This window comes from Pseudomonas brassicacearum subsp. brassicacearum (assembly GCF_008801605.1).
GTDB classification, from domain to species: domain Bacteria; phylum Pseudomonadota; class Gammaproteobacteria; order Pseudomonadales; family Pseudomonadaceae; genus Aquipseudomonas; species Aquipseudomonas brassicacearum.
In genome coordinates, this window is the sequence record NZ_VZPJ01000006.1 from 44,794 (window position 1) to 62,004 (window position 17,211).

Consider the following 17,211-nt stretch of genomic DNA (forward strand, 5'->3'; position numbering starts at 1 on the left):
TCAACCCTGGTTCAGCAGTTGCCGCAAGTCGATGACCGCTGCGTTGGCTCGGGAAATGTAGTTGGCCATGACCAGCGAGTGGTTCGCCAATACACCGAAGCCGCTGCCGTTGAGGATCATCGGGCTCCAGACCGGTTCCTGGGACGCTTCCAGCTCACGGATGATCTGCCGCACGCTGACCGTGGCGTTCTTTTTCGCCAGGACATCGGCGAAGTCCACTTCGATGGCGCGCAGCAGGTGCGACAACGCCCACGCCTGGCCACGAGCTTCATAGAACACGTTATCGATTTGCAGCCACGGGGTCTCGACTACCTCTTCATCCACCTGTGGTACCTGGCCCGGGGCCGGGACTTCGGTTTTCAGCGAGGTGTTGAGCTTGACCCGGCCAACGCTGGCCGACAGGCGCTGGGACAACGAACCCAGGCGAGTGCCGACATCCCCCAGCCAGTTGTTCAGGTTGTCGGCGCGGGCGTAGAACAGTGCGCTTTTCTGGCTCGGGTCGGACAGGCGCGCCTGGTAGCGACTCAGGGAATTGATGCCCTCCTGGTATTCAGACTCGCTGGAGGGCAGCACCCAACTGCGGTTGTCGAAGTTGAAGCGCGGCTCGGCCTTGGCCAGGTCGGCGTCCTCGGCGGACTGCGACTGGGAACGGGCGAAGTCCTTGCGCAGGGCGCGGCTCAGGTCGCGGACCTGCACCAGCACGCCGTATTCCCAGCTCGGCATGTTGTCCATCCACAGGCCAGGCGGGAAGCGGTCGTTGGAGATGTAGCCACCCGGCTTGCTCAGCAGGGTTCCGGCCACCGTCTTGAGCGTCTCGACCGTGGTGTAGCCCACCACCATCTGCCGGCCATCTTTCTCCGCTGCGGCCTGGGCGTTCTGCTGCACAGGGAACAGCGCGGGCTCCTGGCTCCAATACCAGCCGACGGCAATGGTCACCAGCAGGTAAAGGCCGATCAGCGTCGCCAGTGCGCGGCTGAAAAAAAGCCCACCCAGGTAGCTGCGGGTGTCCGATTTCGGCTCGGCGGCACGTTCAGGCGCGCTGCCCGCGCGATTTTTCCAGTCCAGCATGGTGATATCCCTTCAATCACTTGAGTTCTCGGTTCGACCACAACCCTACGCCATCGTGCCTGATTTGAAACGCGATAATGCGGCACCAATCATGCCGGGCGCGACAGGGTAATTGAACAGCACTATAAAGGAAGCGTTGCCATCGGCCTACGAGACTGGTCAGTCACAAACTGAATTTCGCGACTGGACAGAATATTGACGTATGACACTCATGCGAAGGAAAAGAGGTGCTAGCATAGAGCCACCAGTCGATCTCAGCATGCACCCTAACTAGTAGTCAGGATATGACCGAGCCAGAAGACCCCAGCCGTGAGCGCCTCAAGCACCACTTTGCCCAGCGGGTAATTCATCAGGCTCGTCAGATCCTGGAGATTTGGCAGCGCCTGCAACGCAGTGAGTGGACAAGCACCGACCTGTCGGAACTCAGCGAAGCCAATATGCGCCTGCTGCGCTTTGCCGAGCGCTTCGAACAGCCCGAGCACTCCCAACTGGCCCAAGGCATCAGCCAGTCGCTGCAAGCGGTGGACGCCAATCGCGGGCGCCTGAGCAGCCACCTGATCACCGAAATCAACCGCCTGATGCAGCGCTTGTCTCGTACTGGCCTGCGCCATGGCGACCAGCTCGAACAAACCTTCCTGCCGCCGCTGCGCAAACCCATCTACGTGTTGCTGCAGGACCATGACCGCGCCGAGCGCCTGGCCAAGCAGTTGGAGTTCTTCGGCCTCAGCGCCCAGGCGCTGAACAGTGTCGTGGCGTTCCGCGCCTCGATGGTCGAGCGCCTGCCGGCGGCGATCGTCATGGATGTGGATTTCAGCGGCCCCGGCGCCGGCCTGAAACTGGCCGCCGAAGCCCAGGAAGGCCTGGAGCAACCGCTGCCACTGTTGTTCTTCAGTTTGATGGAAACCGACACGCCGACACGCCTGGCCGCGGTGCGCGCCGGTGGGCAGGAATTTCTCACCGGCACCCTCGAAGCCTCGAGCCTGCTGGAAAAGATCGAAGTGCTGACCTGCGTTGCCCAGTACGATCCGTACAAAGTGCTGATCATCGATGACTCCCGTGCCCAGGCCATGCACACCGAACGCCTGCTCAACAGCGCCGGCATCATCACCCGCACACTGATTGAGCCGATCCAGGCCATGGCCGAACTGGCGGACTTCCAGCCCGACCTGATCATCCTCGACATGTATATGCCCGCCTGCACCGGCACGGAACTGGCCAAGGTGATACGCCACAACGACCGCTACGTCAGCGTGCCGATCATCTACCTGTCCGCCGAAGACGACCTGGACAAGCAACTCGACGCCATGAGCGAAGGTGGCGACGACTTCCTGACCAAACCGATCAAGCCCCGGCACCTGATCACCACGGTGCGCAACCGTGCCGCCCGGGCGCGCAACCTCAAGGCGCGGATGGTGCGCGACAGCCTCACCGGACTCTACAACCACACCCATATCCTGCAACTGCTCGAGGATTGCAGCTTCCGTGCTCGTCGCGAAGGCAAGCCCCTGAGCTTCGCCATGCTCGACATCGACCATTTCAAACGGGTCAATGACAGCCACGGCCACCCCATGGGGGACCGGGTGATCAAGAGCCTGGCGCTGTTTCTCAAGCAGCGCCTGCGCAAGACCGACTTCATCGGCCGTTACGGCGGCGAAGAGTTCGCCATCGTCATGCCCGACACCGACATCGACGCAGCCTGCAAAGTGCTGGATGAAATTCGCCAGCGCTTTGCCGAAATCCACTACCCGGCCCAGCCCCATGACTTGTGGTGCACCTTCAGCGCCGGCGTGGTGGAGATGAGCGATGACTCCGACAGCCTGATGATGGCCAGCCAGGCGGATGAAGCGCTGTACCGCGCCAAGCACGCCGGGCGCAACCGGGTACAGAGCGCCCGCCAATCAAAGCAAAGTGCCACCTTTTCATCGGAATCGACCGATTCGGTCATAAACCTGTAACGCAAACGCAATAACTTCAGGCACTTACGATTCTGCCCCTGGTAGACCTTTAATGCGCCTGAAGCTGCTGACCAATCTCAACACCCTTCTTTTAGTTGCCGTGTGCCTGGGCCTTGGAGCCACGCTGTGGTGGTCGCAGATCGCCCTGGAGCGACCCTATCTGCTGATGGAGCGCTACCTGGGATTGTCGCGGCAGTTCCAGGGCGAAGTAGCGCGCAATATCGAGGATTACCTGGCCAGCGGCGACGCCTTGCGCCTGAGTGCTGCCACCCAGGCCCTGGAGACCCTGCAAAAAGACCTCGATCAATTTCCCCCGGCACTGGCCAAGCCCCTGCGCCCGAGCCTGTCGAACCTCGATGGCTTCAGCAAGACCGATCTGCTGGCCGCCGGCAAACTGGCCGGCGATCCGCAGGCCTTGCTGCTGCAGGCCGAGCGTGAACTGAGTGCCAGCCTCGACCAACTGGCCCAATACGCCAATGGCGCCCCGGCCTACTTGCCCGCGCTGTTTGCCGCGTCACAGCACCTGGGCCGCCTATCCCTCACCCGGGACAAACTGGTCAGCAGTGGCCGTAGCGAATTGGCCGCCGACGTCGAGCGGGAACTGGCGAGCATCCGTGTGGAGGCCGAACGCCTCGACAGCCTGCCCCTGCTGGGCGTCACCGCCAGCAGCGAATCAGGCAGCGACGATTTCGCCGCGCTGATGGGTTTGGAAACCCAAGAAAAAACCGCCGCCGAAGATGCTGGCATCGCCCTCAAGCGCGAACTCAACAGCCTGCTCGGCCGCTACCCGGCAGAATTGGCCCGCACCCGTGAACTTATCCAGAAACGCACTGAACTGAGCAGCGCCACGCACCTGAAAATCGCCGACGTGCAACAGGCGATCGATGCCATGGAGCCGGCGGTACGTGCCCAGCATGGGCAGATCCAGGGAGAGGTTCGCTTGATCCAGGGGGTGATGATTGGCTTGATCCTGCTGATTGCGCTGCTCATCGACACCTTGCAGCGGCGCCTGGCCCGCACCTTGACGCACCTGGCTCCAGCCCTGTCGACCTGGGCCGAGGGCGACTTCAGCCGTGATATCCACGTGGGCGCCAGCAACCGCGAATTGCAAGACATCGAGGCTTCGCTCAATCGCCTGCGCGCTTACCTGGTGGACCTGGTGGGCACCATTCGAGTAAACGCCGAACAGGTCGCGGGTAGCAGCCGAACCCTGGCCGAACTGAGCGGCGAGCTGCACAGTGGCGCCGAGCATCAGGCTGGCGACACGGCGCTGATCCGCGACTCCCTCAGCGAACTGGAAGCGACAATCCAGCAAGTGGCCGGCGATGCCAGCCAGGCCGCAGACGCCAGCCGCAGCGCCGGGCAGGCGGTGGAGCAAGGACAGAAAGTCATCGGCCTGAGCCTTACAGGCTTGCATGCGTTAGTGGGAGAAGTACAAGGCAACGCGCAGATGATCGAACAACTGGCCGAGGAGTCCGCCACCATCGGCGGCGTGTTGACGGTGATTCGCTCGATTGCCGACCAGACCAACCTGCTGGCCCTCAACGCTGCCATCGAAGCCGCCCGCGCCGGGGAAATGGGCCGGGGCTTCGCGGTGGTGGCCGAGGAAGTCCGCTCCCTGGCCCAACGCACGGCCGGCGCCACCGCCGAAATCCAGACGCTGATCGCCCGCTTGCAACAGGCCGCGCGCCAATCGGTGGACGGCATGCGCGCCCAGGTCGAACACGCCGAAGCCACCGCCAACCAGGCGCAAGCGGCTGATGGCGCGCTGGATGAGATCGTCGGTGCCATCCAGACCATCTCCGATACGGCGGTACGCATCGCCGACGTCACCGCCCAACAAAGCGGCGCCGTCAGCGAAATCCGCGATCACAGCGAGCGGATTCACCAACTGGGCGGCGACAACCTGCTGCGCATCGGCCAGGGGCGCGAACAAGGCGACAACCTGTTGGTACTGGGCGGGCGGTTGCATACGGCAGTACAGGCGTTTCGGGTTTAGACCTCAGATCCAGTGTGGGAGCGAGCCTGCTCGCGATAGCGCTGGGTCAGCTTGCATTGATGTTGAATGGGCCGCCGTCATCGCGAGCAGGCTCGCTCCCACAGGGGTTCGGCTCCAACCGTATGACCGGATCAGGGACCTGGGTCACAAATTTCGCGCAAACATCGGTCATCGTGCTGGCTATTGCAGAGAACTGGACAGTCACAAAGGCTTTGCGGCATAGTCGCCAGGTTCTGATACCTGCTCACAGATAACAAGGAACAGCAGATGGCGACCCTATTGGTCCTGCACGGACCCAACCTGAACCTGCTGGGCACCCGCGAGCCGGGCGTCTACGGCGCCGTGACACTGGCGCAGATCAACCAGGACCTGGAGCAGCGGGCCCGCACCGCCGGCCATCATTTGCTCTATCTGCAAAGCAACGCCGAATATGAATTGATCGACCGTATCCATGCCGCACGTGGCGAAGGCGTGGATTTCATTTTGATCAATCCAGCAGCTTTTACACACACAAGCGTCGCATTACGTGACGCGCTGCTGGCGGTGAGCATCCCATTCATCGAAGTGCATTTGTCCAACGTGCACAAACGCGAACCTTTCCGCCATCACTCCTACTTCTCGGATGTAGCGGTGGGAGTGATCTGCGGCCTTGGCGCCAGCGGTTACCGGCTGGCCCTGGAGGCCGCCCTAGAGCAGCTTGAAAAACAGGCAACAGCTTGAACAACAAGCGTTAAACGCCCCTGACCGACCCTTGGGAGTTGATGATTCATGGATATCCGTAAAGTTAAGAAATTGATCGAATTGCTGGAAGAGTCCGGCATCGACGAGCTTGAGATCAAGGAAGGCGAAGAGTCCGTACGCATCAGCCGCCACAGCAAGACCCCGGCCCAGCAGTTCTATGCGCCGGCACCGATGCACGCTCCAGCCGCCGCGCCTGCTCCAGCAGCAGCCCCGGTTGCCGCAGCAGCGCCAGCCGCACCGGCTGCGCCAGCGCTCAACGGCACTGTCGCCCGTTCGCCAATGGTGGGCACGTTCTATCGCAAGTCTTCGCCATCCTCGCCGTCCTTCGTTGAAGTCGGCCAGACCGTGAAGAAAGGCGACACCCTGTGCATCGTCGAAGCCATGAAGATGATGAACCACATCGAAGCTGAAACCAGCGGTGTGATCGAGTCCATCCTCGTCGAAGACGGCCAGCCGGTTGAGTACGACCAACCGCTGTTCACCATCGTTTGAACCGCGGAGAGCCTTTGATGACTGCGAAGTTGGAAAAAGTTCTGATCGCTAACCGCGGTGAGATCGCCCTGCGGATTCTGCGTGCCTGCAAAGAGATGGGCATCAAGACCGTCGCCGTTTACTCCAAGGCCGACAAAGAACTGATGCACCTGGGCCTGGCGGACGAATCCGTCTGCATCGGTCCGGCGTCGGCTGCGCACTCCTACCTGCACATCCCGGCGATCATCGCCGCTGCCGAAGTGACCGGCGCTACCGCCATTCACCCTGGCTACGGCTTCCTGGCGGAAAACGCCGACTTCGCCGAACAGGTCGAAAATTCCGGTTTTGCCTTCATTGGCCCGAAAGCCGACACCATCCGCCTGATGGGCGACAAGGTCTCGGCCAAGCACGCCATGATCGCGGCGGGTGTGCCGACCGTTCCGGGTTCCGACGGCCCACTGCCTGAAGACGAAGAAACCGCTTTGCGCATCGGTCGCGAAGTCGGTTATCCGGTGATCATCAAGGCCGCTGGCGGCGGCGGTGGTCGCGGCATGCGCGTGGTACACAAGGAAGAAGACCTGATCTCCTCGGCGAAACTGACCCGCTCCGAAGCTGGCGCGGCGTTCGGCAACCCGATGGTCTACCTGGAAAAATTCCTGACCAACCCACGTCACGTCGAAGTCCAGGTACTGTCCGACGGCCAGGGCCACGCGATCCATCTGGGCGACCGCGATTGCTCGCTGCAACGTCGTCACCAGAAGGTCCTCGAAGAAGCGCCGGCACCGGGCATCGACGAGCAGGCTCGCGAGGAAGTCCTGGCGCGTTGCGTCAAGGCCTGCATCGACATCGGCTATCGCGGCGCCGGTACCTTCGAGTTCCTGTACGAGAACGGTCGTTTCTACTTCATCGAAATGAACACCCGTGTTCAGGTGGAGCACCCGGTTTCGGAAATGGTCACCGGTATCGACATCGTCAAGGAGATGCTCAGCATCGCCGCAGGCAACAAGCTGTCGTTCACCCAGGATGACGTGGTCATCCGCGGTCACGCGCTGGAATGCCGGATCAACGCCGAAGACCCGAAAACCTTCATGCCAAGCCCAGGCACGGTCAAGCATTTCCATGCCCCGGGCGGCAATGGCGTTCGTGTCGATTCGCACCTGTACAGCGGTTATGCCGTTCCACCGAACTACGATTCGTTGATCGGCAAGCTGATCACCTACGGGGCGACCCGTGACGAAGCCATGGCGCGCATGCGCAATGCGCTGGACGAAATCGTGGTCGACGGGATCAAGACCAACATCCCGCTGCACCGCGACCTCGTACGTGACGAAGGCTTCTGCAAAGGTGGCGTCAACATCCATTACCTGGAACACAAGCTGGGCAACCAGCACTGATGCTTCAAGTGATGTAAAAAGACCCCGGTCCATTGGCCGGGGTCTTTTTTTGCCTGTCGCTCACGATGCGGGCAACGGCATCAGCCCAGCATCACCGTAGAGAATTCCTGCAAGGCAAGTTGCGCCGCAGTCGCCGACCGGCCCTGATGGGTGCGAACGGCACCGTTGGCATTGGCCACCAACGGTTCGCTGCGCAAGCGCGTCATGAACCCGCGCGCACGTACCGATACCGGATCAGAACCCCGCTTCGCCCTCGCCAGCACGGGTACGTAGTAGCGTTCGACCTGACTCTGCGAGGTCTTGAACACAGAGGTGATACCACTGCGCAGATCCAGCGCAACACCATAGTTATTCCCGAAGCAGGAAGAATACGACCAGTGATCCCAGGTGGGTTGCAGACCCTGGCGCCTCATTACCAACCGGACCGGCTCGCCAATGTCAGCCCCCGTCAGCCAATCCCCACCCACCAGCGTGGCACGAATATCCTTGGGCGATCCCCCCAGGCGCCGCGTCACATCCCGGATGCTGCGCTCGATCAGCGCACGGATGTTGTGATCGAAATGAATGACCGCCCCCATCTTGGTGGCAGAGTTGTACAACGAAGCGATCACGCACGTTTGCGCATTCAGCGAGAACAGATAGTTGTCCGCCGCCTCGCTGAACCTTGCCACCACAGCCTCGCCCTGCAACGCGCCCCTGGTCGCGTCCGGGAAGACATGCCCGGGAAACGCCTCCCGCAGATCCCCTACTCTCCCAAGGTTGCGCACATGGTCATTGCCGCCTCTCAAGCCGACCTTGTTATGGGTCCACTTGCCATTCGCCAGCCTGCGGATGGGTAGTTTGTACAACGCGCCGGGACGCCTGGCATCCACCAGGCACAACCCGCCGAAGTAGGGATCCTCCATCACCTGGTAGTACCGCCCCCTGCTCCGTATGTAGTGGGCGCTTCGCGGTTGCGTTGCGCTGGGTGGGCTGCGATAGGTGCCAAAAAAAATCCCCTCTTCGGTCACCGGCTGCAAGTGCTCCGGTACTCTGCTGACCGCCTGCTGCGGCTTCAGGCGTATGGGCGGGATCACCGGCCCGGCTTCTTTGACGATGCCCGATGTCGCGCGCCTCAAGCGTTGAGCGGACAATGACAGGGGTTTCACCGCGAGCTTCAGGTTCCTGGCCGCACGCCCTAGCAGCCTGGCCATGCTTGCGGCACCGAGCGTGGCGAACAGCGTCCCCCAGGTCGCGGCCAGCCAGTGGCCAAGCGCGCCTTCCGTGTCGCCCTGCCCATGCGCCTCGACTGCCTGCCCGGCGCTGACAGCCACCAAGCCAATGTCCAGCAACAAGGCAAACGGGGGGTAGACCATGCACACAGGAGCCGCCGCGAAGATCAACCCTTTGAACACCTGATCCCTGATCATTTCGGCACGACTTGTGGTGATGTCCTCCACATCGGTGACAGCGCGCTCGATGCAGGCATCGAATTCAGCGCTGACGTCCATGACCCGATTGAATTCGCGCACTGTATCGACCCGCGCGCTCCCGCTCGCCAAAGCCACCAGCGAACGTCCTGCAGAGGCTCGCGCGCTCAGTGCGATCCGCTCCAGTACGTAATGATGCAGTTGCGCCGCAATGCTTCCGGAGAAGTCCAGGTACTTGCGAAACAGGATCCCGTCCGGAGCGTCGGGTGTATACAACCAGTAAAAAACCTTAGGGTCGAAGTAGGTGAAAACGTAGACCCCTTGCACGACATGACCGCCGACGGTCAACTTGATCACGCCTTCGCGCGTCACGGCGGCGCTGGGGTGCGTGGCGCTGCTCACCGGCCTCCCATCGCTTAGCAGCGTGACTTGCCGGGTGAGCCACTGGAATTCGTCGGTGTTCAACATCGACTTGCCATGGGCCACACGCAGGTCGCGATCCATCCGGGCCAACAGCATGTAGCGGCATGCCTCGCGGCGTTTCAGATACTCAGGGTCCTTGGCATCGAGAAAGGTGGCGCGGATGTGCTTGGCATATCGTTCCCCCAGGTAAGCCACGCGAATGTACGACGCCAATTCGGCGCTGCGAACCTGCTTCAAGTCCTGCCCGACAGAAGAACGCACGCCTTTTGCGGGGTCGTCGATATCCGAGCTGTGCTCGTATCCAAAAATGGCCAGGTCCAACAGGCTGGCGGTTTTTTTCTCGGTTGCCAGCCCGGTGCTGTAGTCGATGAGCACAGTGGCTGGATCGACCGCTTCAAGCACCCCCTTGCTGCGCAGGTACGGCGCAATCAAATGGGCGAAGGTGCGCTTGGCGAAGTCGATGAAGACTTCATAGTCGACCATCTGCTCATCGAACACCTGCCGCTGAACCAGAAACTCCTGGTTCAAGCCGCTGATGTTGCGCCGAGACTCAAGCGGCAGCGCCGAGTACCAGCGAGGCGACTCGTTCAGCTCCACCTGCATCAGGTTATTGGCCAGGCCGGTCAAGACCGCGTTGCGAAGACCAGCCCTGAAATCGCTGACCGCTCCCCTGAGGTCTCTGCCCAGGTCCCACGAGGCAGGTTTCTGCGCCACGCCGGCAAAGTATTCCCGGGCCCGCCCTTGATCGATCACAGAGAGTTGCTGCAGCAGATACTCGCGACCAGCTTCATGTTGGGTCCAGGCACCGACCTCCCCGCTCAACGCCCGAAGCGAGGTCAATTCGACCCACTCATGGCCATCGGGTTTGCCCGGGGCATACAGCAGCAGACCGCTGACGTCGTCGCCCACATCTTCGCGGTAGAACAGAAGAAGATCGGCACACTTCAAGCCATTGGGAAGCACAAGGTCGGCGACACGCCACACGCTGGCGGTTGGCGTCGCAACGTCGCTCTCCCATAGGGCACTGAGCGAGTCATGACCGGTCGCCGACAACTGGCCCGCGCAACGCGCGATAAATGCACTGTGCTGCAGCCGCGCCAAAAACCAATCGAACATGGCCTCTTTAAGGTCCGCTCGTTCATATCGGTCGGCCAGTGCTTGCAGGTACCCGGCAGGCGCATCGACGTCTGCCAACAATCGACCGATGAAGGCTGGCGAAAGGGACTGGTTACGCAGCATGCCGCCATTTTCCACCAGGAACACCGACACCGCGTCCGGTCGTACCGGGCCTACCGCCACCAGCTCACTCAGGCTGTAGGTGTGCACCGGCTGGCCCATCACCGTTCGCCACTGTAACTGCACGCGAATGCTGTCAGGCTCGACCAGCATGTCCAATTCATCCCTGACATAGTCCCTGGCCAATTGCAGAGCGAAGGCCCGCAGCGAACCCAGGCCATCGATCAGTTCATCGACTTGTGCCTGCGCCAGCACGGTCTGGTTTTCAAAAGCCCGCAGCCGTTCACGATCTGGATTGCTCAACCCCCGCAGCCAATGCGGCAACTGCAATCGCGCGACCGCTCCAAGATCCCGCCGCTCACGGGTTGTTGCCAACGCCGTCAAGCGACTCGTCTGGCGCCAGGCGTCCTGGAGTTCTTCGATCTGCTCTCGCAACTGATCGACGTCCAGGCCGGCCAGATGGTCAGGCTGAAAAAGCCCGTCGACCGCGACCCGATGCTCGTCAAGCTTTTGCCTGACCAGTGCTTCGAGCGAGACATCCTGCGACACCATTCGCCAATGCCGCCGCAGATAATCCTCGTAGTGACTGACAAACCTCGACGCCGCGCTTTCCACCGCCTGGGCAACGCACTCCCGGCGCTCGGGAGCAAACCCCAGGTCTACCCCCTCGGGCCAACGGTAGGGCACGTCCTGCGCTTCGTCATAAACCACAGGCGCCTGGTCGATCATGCGCTGCAACACCGTGTCGAGCAGGGTGTCGATGAAGTGCGGATCGATGTTGCCTTGGTGATAGTGGGTGCGCAGCTCGACCAGCAGGTACTCTTCCAGCACCTCCAGCAAACTCATCTGGGTTTGCAGTCGCGCGTCGATAGCCGCCTGCCAACGCGTCAATTTCTCCAGGGTCATTTGTGCAGTCGCCGCCTGCGGGGAAGAGACCGGCCCCGTGCGCGCCATGTTGCTTTGCCGTTCGGCAGTGATGTCCATTCACATTCCTCCCTGCTGTGTGGACCGGCACCTTATCCGCCCGGCGATACGCCCATGGCATACATATATATATCGAAACACCCACCCGGACGGCGCGAGACTCGCTTATCCACTTTGCCCGCGACCTGGCGTACACTGCGCGCCTTTGCAGCCCTGCGCTGCCCCCTGTAGATTTTTTTCCAAAGGTGCCCGCCATGCCTTGGCTGCAAGTACGTCTGGCCATCAGCCCGGAACAAGCCGAAACCTACGAAGACGCGTTTCTTGAAGTAGGCGCCGTATCGGTAACCTTCATGGACGCCGAAGACCAGCCGATCTTCGAGCCGGAGCTCAACACCACCCCGCTGTGGTCCCATACCCACCTGCTGGCCCTGTTCGAAGGCGGCACCGAGGCGGCCAGCGTACTGGCCCATCTCGAGCTGCTGACCGGCAGCCCGCTGCCCGAGCATCACAGCGAAGTGATCGAGGACCAGGACTGGGAACGCAGCTGGATGGACAATTTCCAGCCGATGCGTTTCGGCCAGCGCCTGTGGATTGTCCCGAGCTGGCACGCCGCGCCAGAGCCGGACGCGGTCAACCTGCTGCTGGACCCGGGCCTGGCGTTCGGCACCGGCACCCACCCGACCACCGCACTGTGCCTGGAATGGCTCGACGCCCAGGACCTGAAGGGCTGCAACGTACTCGACTTCGGCTGCGGCTCGGGGATCCTGGCGATTGCCGCGCTCCTGCTGGGCGCCCGGGAAGCCGTCGGCACCGACATCGACGTCCAGGCCCTGGAAGCTTCCCGCGACAACGCCGGGCGCAACAACATTGCCGAAGCCCTGTTCCCGCTGTACTTGCCGCAGGACTTGCCACAGGTCCAGGCCGACGTGCTGGTGGCCAACATCCTCGCCGGCCCGCTGGTGTCCCTGGCGCCGCAACTGTCGAGCCTGGTCAAGCCGGGCGGACGCCTGGCGCTGTCGGGCATCTTGGCCGAACAGGGTGAAGAAGTCGCCGCCGCTTATGCCGCGGATTTTGACCTGGACCCGATCGCCAATCGCGATGGCTGGGTGCGCATCACCGGACGTCGGCGCTAGAATGAGCGCCTGTATCCACCGGATTGCCGCATGACTGACAGTTTCGTCACCCAGTGCCCGCATTGCCATACCCGTTTTCGCGTCAGCCATGCTCAATTGAGCGTGGCCCGCGGGGTGGTTCGTTGCGGCTCGTGCCTGCAAGTGTTCAATGCCGCACGACAGTTGCTGGAACAACGCACTGCCAAGCAACCGGCGCCTGCCGTCGCGCCGACCGCCAAACCTGCGGTCGAAGCCCCGCCCCGGGCGATCAGCCAGAAACAATGGAGCGCGGCCGAGCTGGATCTGGATGACCTGGACAAGGAGCTGGCGCGCCTGGAGCGACGCGACAATCGCGCGCCAGGCAATACCGGCCGGCGCCGGGAAGACAACCTCAGCGCGCAACGCGACTCGCTCTCCAGCGAACAGCAAGCCTGGCCCGACAGCCTGTACAGCGAATCTTCCAGCGAGCGCGTCGAAGCCGTCCTCCAGGACCCCATCGAACCGTTCGAACCCCACGAACCGGCCCGGCCACCGCGCACCGAGCCGTCCCTGTCCCTGGCCCTTGAACCACTGGAACCGGACGACGAACCGGTCGCCCCGCTCCACCTGGCGCCGGACGACGAGCCCGACGAACACCTCGAGCGCCTGTCTGCCACCGACGACCACGACGACGAACCCGAGCAACTGGCGCCGTTGCGCAAGTCACGGGAACGCCAGGAGCCGGGGATACGCGCCGAAGCCCTCCACGACCTGGACGACGACCCGCTGCAACTGGACTGGCGCAAACGCCGCTCGCCCTGGGGCCGACGCTTGTTGTGGGGCCTGTTGATACTGCTCGCCAGCGCGGCCCTGGGCGGCCAGTACATCGCCTACCATTTCGAAGAACTGGCCCGCCAGGACCAGTACCGGCCGTGGTTCCTGCAAATCTGTCCGACCATCGGCTGCGAAGTACCGTCCAAGGTCGACATCGCCAAGATCAAGAGCAGCAACCTGGTGGTGCGCAGCCATCCGGAGTTCAGCGGAGCCCTGGTGGTGGACGCGATCATCTACAACCGTGCGCCCTTCTCCCAACCTTTTCCGTTGCTGGAGTTGCGCTTTGCCGACCTCAACGGACACCTGATCGCCAGCCGTCGCTTCAAGCCCGGCGAGTACCTGGGTGGCGACCTCGAGGACCGCGGCGAAATGCCGCCCCAGACGCCCATTCACATCGCGCTGGATATCCTGGACCCTGGCCCCAAAGCGGTAAACTACAGTCTGAGCTTCCATTCCCCCGAATGAAGCCGGCCAGGGTCGGCCAATTGACGGCAGCTTTCTGACTGACCCCACCCAGACCAAACCGCTGGCGATAACAAAATAGCTGTTCAGATTTTATCCAATTCGATCTTTATCCAGTCATCGAGAGCGGGTATCATGCCAACCCTTTTTCGAAGTCTCATGATCCGGCCCCACTTCAGGGAAGTCCTATGTCGGCGGTACGCATCGGCCCATATACATTGCAGAACGGCCTGATTCTCGCCCCTATGGCGGGGGTCACCGACCAGCCCTTTCGTCAGTTGTGCAAGCGACTGGGTGCAGGATTGGTGGTTTCGGAAATGGTCACCAGCGACATGAGTTTGTGGAACACCCGCAAATCGCGTCTGCGCATGATCCACGAAGGTGATCCCGAGCCCCGCTCGGTACAGATCGCCGGTGGCGACGCACAGATGCTGGCGGAGGCGGCCCGGGCGAATGTCGAGCTGGGGGCGCAGATCATCGACATCAACATGGGCTGCCCGGCGAAGAAGGTCTGCAACAAGGCCGCAGGCTCGGCGCTGTTGAAAGATGAAGCGCTGGTCACCGAGATCCTGCAGGCGGTCGTCGCCGCAGTGGATGTGCCGGTGACCCTGAAGATACGCACCGGCTGGGACCGGGAGAACAAGAATGGCCTGGTGGTGGCGAAGATCGCCGAACAGGCGGGCATCACGGCGCTGGCGGTCCATGGCCGCACCCGTGCCGACCTGTACACCGGCGAAGCCGAGTACGACACCATCGCCGCGATCAAGCAGGCGGTGTCGATTCCGGTGTTTGCCAATGGCGACGTCGATTCGCCCGAGAAGGCCCGGTACGTGCTGGACGCGACCGGGGCCGATGGCCTGTTGATTGGCCGGGCCGCACAGGGGCGGCCATGGATTTTTCGTGAGATCGAACACTTCCTGCGCACGGGCGAAAAGCTCGCGCCGCCGCAGTTGTCCGAGGTGGAACGTATTCTGCTAGAGCATCTGGCCGCGCTACATGCCTTCTACGGAGAAGTCATGGGTGTACGCATTGCTCGCAAGCATGTGGGCTGGTATCTCGCAACCCTGCCGGGCGCCAGGGAGTTTCGCGCCCGTTTCAATCGTTTGGATGGTACGCAAGCACAATGCGCCGACGTTCAGGCGTTCTTCGCTGAGCGTTACAAGAGCCTGACAGGGGACGAAGGGGTGGCCGCATGACGATGATGACCGAGACTTTAGTGAGTGGAACAACACCCGTGAGCGACAACGTGAATTTGAAACAGCACCTCAATACGCCCAGCGAAGAAGGCCAGACCCTTCGCGGGAGTGTCGAGAAGGCGCTGCACAATTATTTCGCCCACCTTGAGGGCGCTGCCGTCACGGATGTGTACAACCTGGTGCTTTCCGAAGTCGAGGCGCCTCTGCTCGAAAGCGTGATGAACTACGTCAAGGGCAACCAGACCAAAGCCAGTGAGCTGCTGGGCCTGAACCGCGGCACCCTGCGCAAGAAACTCAAGCAGTACGATCTGCTGTAAGCATTCAATCAAACCAGAAAGGCGCCCGCGTAAAAAACGGTCGCCTTTTTTGCTGACTTCCCTTGCTTTTGATGGAAATTGAAATGACCGACCAGACCACCCGCCTGCCGATCCGCCGCGCCTTGATCAGCGTCTCCGACAAGACCGGGATCCTCGAATTCGCCCGCGAGCTGCAACAGCTGGGTGTCGAGATTCTCTCCACCGGCGGGACCTTCAAGCTGCTGCAGGACAACGGCGTCGCCGCAGTGGAAGTCGCGGACTACACCGGTTTTGCAGAAATGATGGACGGTCGGGTCAAGACCCTGCACCCGAAAATCCACGGCGGGATCCTGGGCCGTCGCGGCATCGACGACGCCATCATGAACGAACACGGCATCAAGCCGATCGACCTGGTAGCGGTCAACCTCTACCCGTTCGAAGCCACCATCAACAAGCCCGGCTGCGACCTGCCGACCGCCATCGAGAACATCGACATCGGCGGCCCGACCATGGTCCGCTCGGCGGCCAAGAACCACAAGGACGTGACCATCGTGGTCAACGCCAGCGACTACGCCAGCGTATTGGAAAACCTCAAGGCCGGTGGCCTGACCTACGCCCAGCGTTTCGACCTGATGCTCAAGGCCTTCGAACACACCGCCGCCTACGACGGCATGATCGCCAACTACATGGGCACCGTGAACCAGGCCGCTGAAACCCTGTCGACCGAAGGCCGCAGCGAATTCCCGCGCACCTTCAACACCCAGTTCGTCAAGGCCCAGGAAATGCGCTACGGCGAGAACCCGCACCAGAGCGCGGCGTTCTACGTGGAAGCCAAGCCCGCCGAAGTCGGCATTGCCACCGCCACCCAGCTGCAAGGCAAGGAACTGTCGTTCAACAACGTGGCCGACACCGACGCCGCGCTGGAATGCGTGAAGAGCTTCGTCAAGCCCGCCTGCGTGATCGTCAAGCACGCCAACCCGTGTGGCGTGGCCGTGAGCCCGGACGCCGAGGGCGGTATCCGCCAGGCCTACGAACTGGCCTACGCCACCGATACCGAATCGGCTTTCGGCGGCATCATCGCCTTCAACCGTGAACTGGACGCCGAGACCGCCAAGGCCATCGTCGAGCGCCAGTTCGTCGAAGTGATCATCGCCCCTTCGGTCACCGAAGAAGCCCGCGCCATCGTTGCCGCCAAGGCCAACGTCCGCCTGCTGGCCTGCGGCCAATGGTCGGCCGACCGTGCGCCGGCCTGGGACTACAAGCGTGTCAACGGTGGCCTGCTGGTCCAGAGCCGCGACATTGGCATGATCGGCAGCGAAGACCTGAAAGTGGTGACCAAGCGCGCCCCGAGCGAGCAGGAAATCAACGACCTGATCTTCGCCTGGAAAGTCGCCAAGTACGTAAAATCCAACGCCATCGTCTACGCCAAGAACCGTCAGACCATCGGTGTCGGCGCCGGCCAGATGAGCCGTGTGAACTCGGCCCGCATCGCCGCCATCAAGGCTGAACACGCCGGTTTGCAGGTACAAGGCGCGGTCATGGCCTCCGATGCGTTCTTCCCGTTCCGCGACGGCATCGACAACGCAGCGAAGGTCGGCATCACCGCCGTGATCCAGCCGGGTGGTTCGATGCGTGACAATGAAGTGATTGCGGCTGCCGATGAGGCCGGCATCGCAATGGTCTTTACGGGCATGCGTCACTTCCGTCACTGA

12 protein-coding genes are annotated in these 17,211 nt (G+C 62.1%); 10 read left to right on the forward strand and 2 right to left on the reverse strand.

Features of this window, described 5'->3' with window-relative positions:
* On the reverse strand, positions 1-1,068 hold the full coding sequence (locus tag F7R20_RS15440; protein ID WP_003197431.1) for a DUF2333 family protein: 1,068 nt from the start codon (positions 1,066-1,068) through the stop codon (positions 1-3).
* A 284-nt stretch (positions 1,069-1,352) separates the two neighbouring features.
* On the opposite strand from F7R20_RS15440, the gene F7R20_RS15445 reads away from it, so the two are divergent.
* The 5 genes from F7R20_RS15445 (at position 1,353) to accC (ending at position 7,628) form a co-directional block, all read left to right on the forward strand.
* On the forward strand, positions 1,353-3,023 hold the full coding sequence (locus tag F7R20_RS15445) for a GGDEF domain-containing response regulator (protein WP_003197429.1): 1,671 nt from the start codon (positions 1,353-1,355) through the stop codon (positions 3,021-3,023).
* Positions 3,024-3,978: 955 nt separating this feature from the next.
* Entirely contained in the window at positions 3,979-5,022 is a 1,044-nt protein-coding gene (locus F7R20_RS32315) for a methyl-accepting chemotaxis protein (protein ID WP_394351212.1), read from the forward strand.
* 267 nt (positions 5,023-5,289) lie between these two features.
* Positions 5,290-5,742 carry a type II 3-dehydroquinate dehydratase gene (gene aroQ, locus F7R20_RS15460; RefSeq protein ID WP_003197425.1) on the forward strand — a complete coding sequence of 151 codons (453 nt, stop codon included), beginning with the start codon at positions 5,290-5,292 and terminating at the stop codon, positions 5,740-5,742.
* A 48-nt stretch (positions 5,743-5,790) separates the two neighbouring features.
* Positions 5,791-6,255, forward strand: a complete 465-nt coding sequence (gene accB / locus F7R20_RS15465) for an acetyl-CoA carboxylase biotin carboxyl carrier protein (RefSeq protein WP_003197423.1) — start codon at positions 5,791-5,793, stop codon at positions 6,253-6,255.
* Between the two features lie 17 nt (positions 6,256-6,272).
* Complete coding sequence (accC, locus tag F7R20_RS15470) at positions 6,273-7,628, forward strand: acetyl-CoA carboxylase biotin carboxylase subunit (protein WP_003197421.1); 1,356 nt, start codon at positions 6,273-6,275, stop codon at positions 7,626-7,628.
* Positions 7,629-7,708: 80 nt separating this feature from the next.
* Here accC and F7R20_RS31655 read toward each other — a convergent pair whose 3' ends face one another.
* A complete protein-coding gene (locus F7R20_RS31655) occupies positions 7,709-11,680 on the reverse strand; it encodes a hypothetical protein (protein ID WP_003197418.1) in 3,972 nt (1,323 codons plus the stop codon).
* Positions 11,681-11,874: 194 nt separating this feature from the next.
* On the opposite strand from F7R20_RS31655, the gene prmA reads away from it, so the two are divergent.
* The 5 genes from prmA (at position 11,875) to purH (ending at position 17,211) form a co-directional block, all read left to right on the forward strand.
* A complete protein-coding gene (gene prmA / locus F7R20_RS15480) occupies positions 11,875-12,753 on the forward strand; it encodes a 50S ribosomal protein L11 methyltransferase (RefSeq protein ID WP_003197416.1) in 879 nt (292 codons plus the stop codon).
* A gap of 30 nt (positions 12,754-12,783) precedes the next feature.
* The gene (locus tag F7R20_RS15485; protein ID WP_003197414.1) at positions 12,784-14,010 is read left to right on the forward strand and encodes a DUF3426 domain-containing protein; all 1,227 of its coding nucleotides are present in this window, start codon (positions 12,784-12,786) and stop codon (positions 14,008-14,010) included.
* 185 nt (positions 14,011-14,195) lie between these two features.
* Positions 14,196-15,203, forward strand: a complete 1,008-nt coding sequence (gene dusB, locus F7R20_RS15490) for a tRNA dihydrouridine synthase DusB (RefSeq protein WP_003197413.1) — start codon at positions 14,196-14,198, stop codon at positions 15,201-15,203.
* Complete coding sequence (gene fis / locus F7R20_RS15495; RefSeq protein ID WP_003186237.1) at positions 15,200-15,520, forward strand: DNA-binding transcriptional regulator Fis; 321 nt, start codon at positions 15,200-15,202, stop codon at positions 15,518-15,520. The genes dusB and fis overlap by 4 nt, the downstream gene beginning before the upstream one ends.
* An 83-nt stretch (positions 15,521-15,603) precedes the next feature.
* Complete coding sequence (gene purH, locus F7R20_RS15500) at positions 15,604-17,211, forward strand: bifunctional phosphoribosylaminoimidazolecarboxamide formyltransferase/IMP cyclohydrolase (RefSeq protein WP_003197408.1); 1,608 nt, start codon at positions 15,604-15,606, stop codon at positions 17,209-17,211.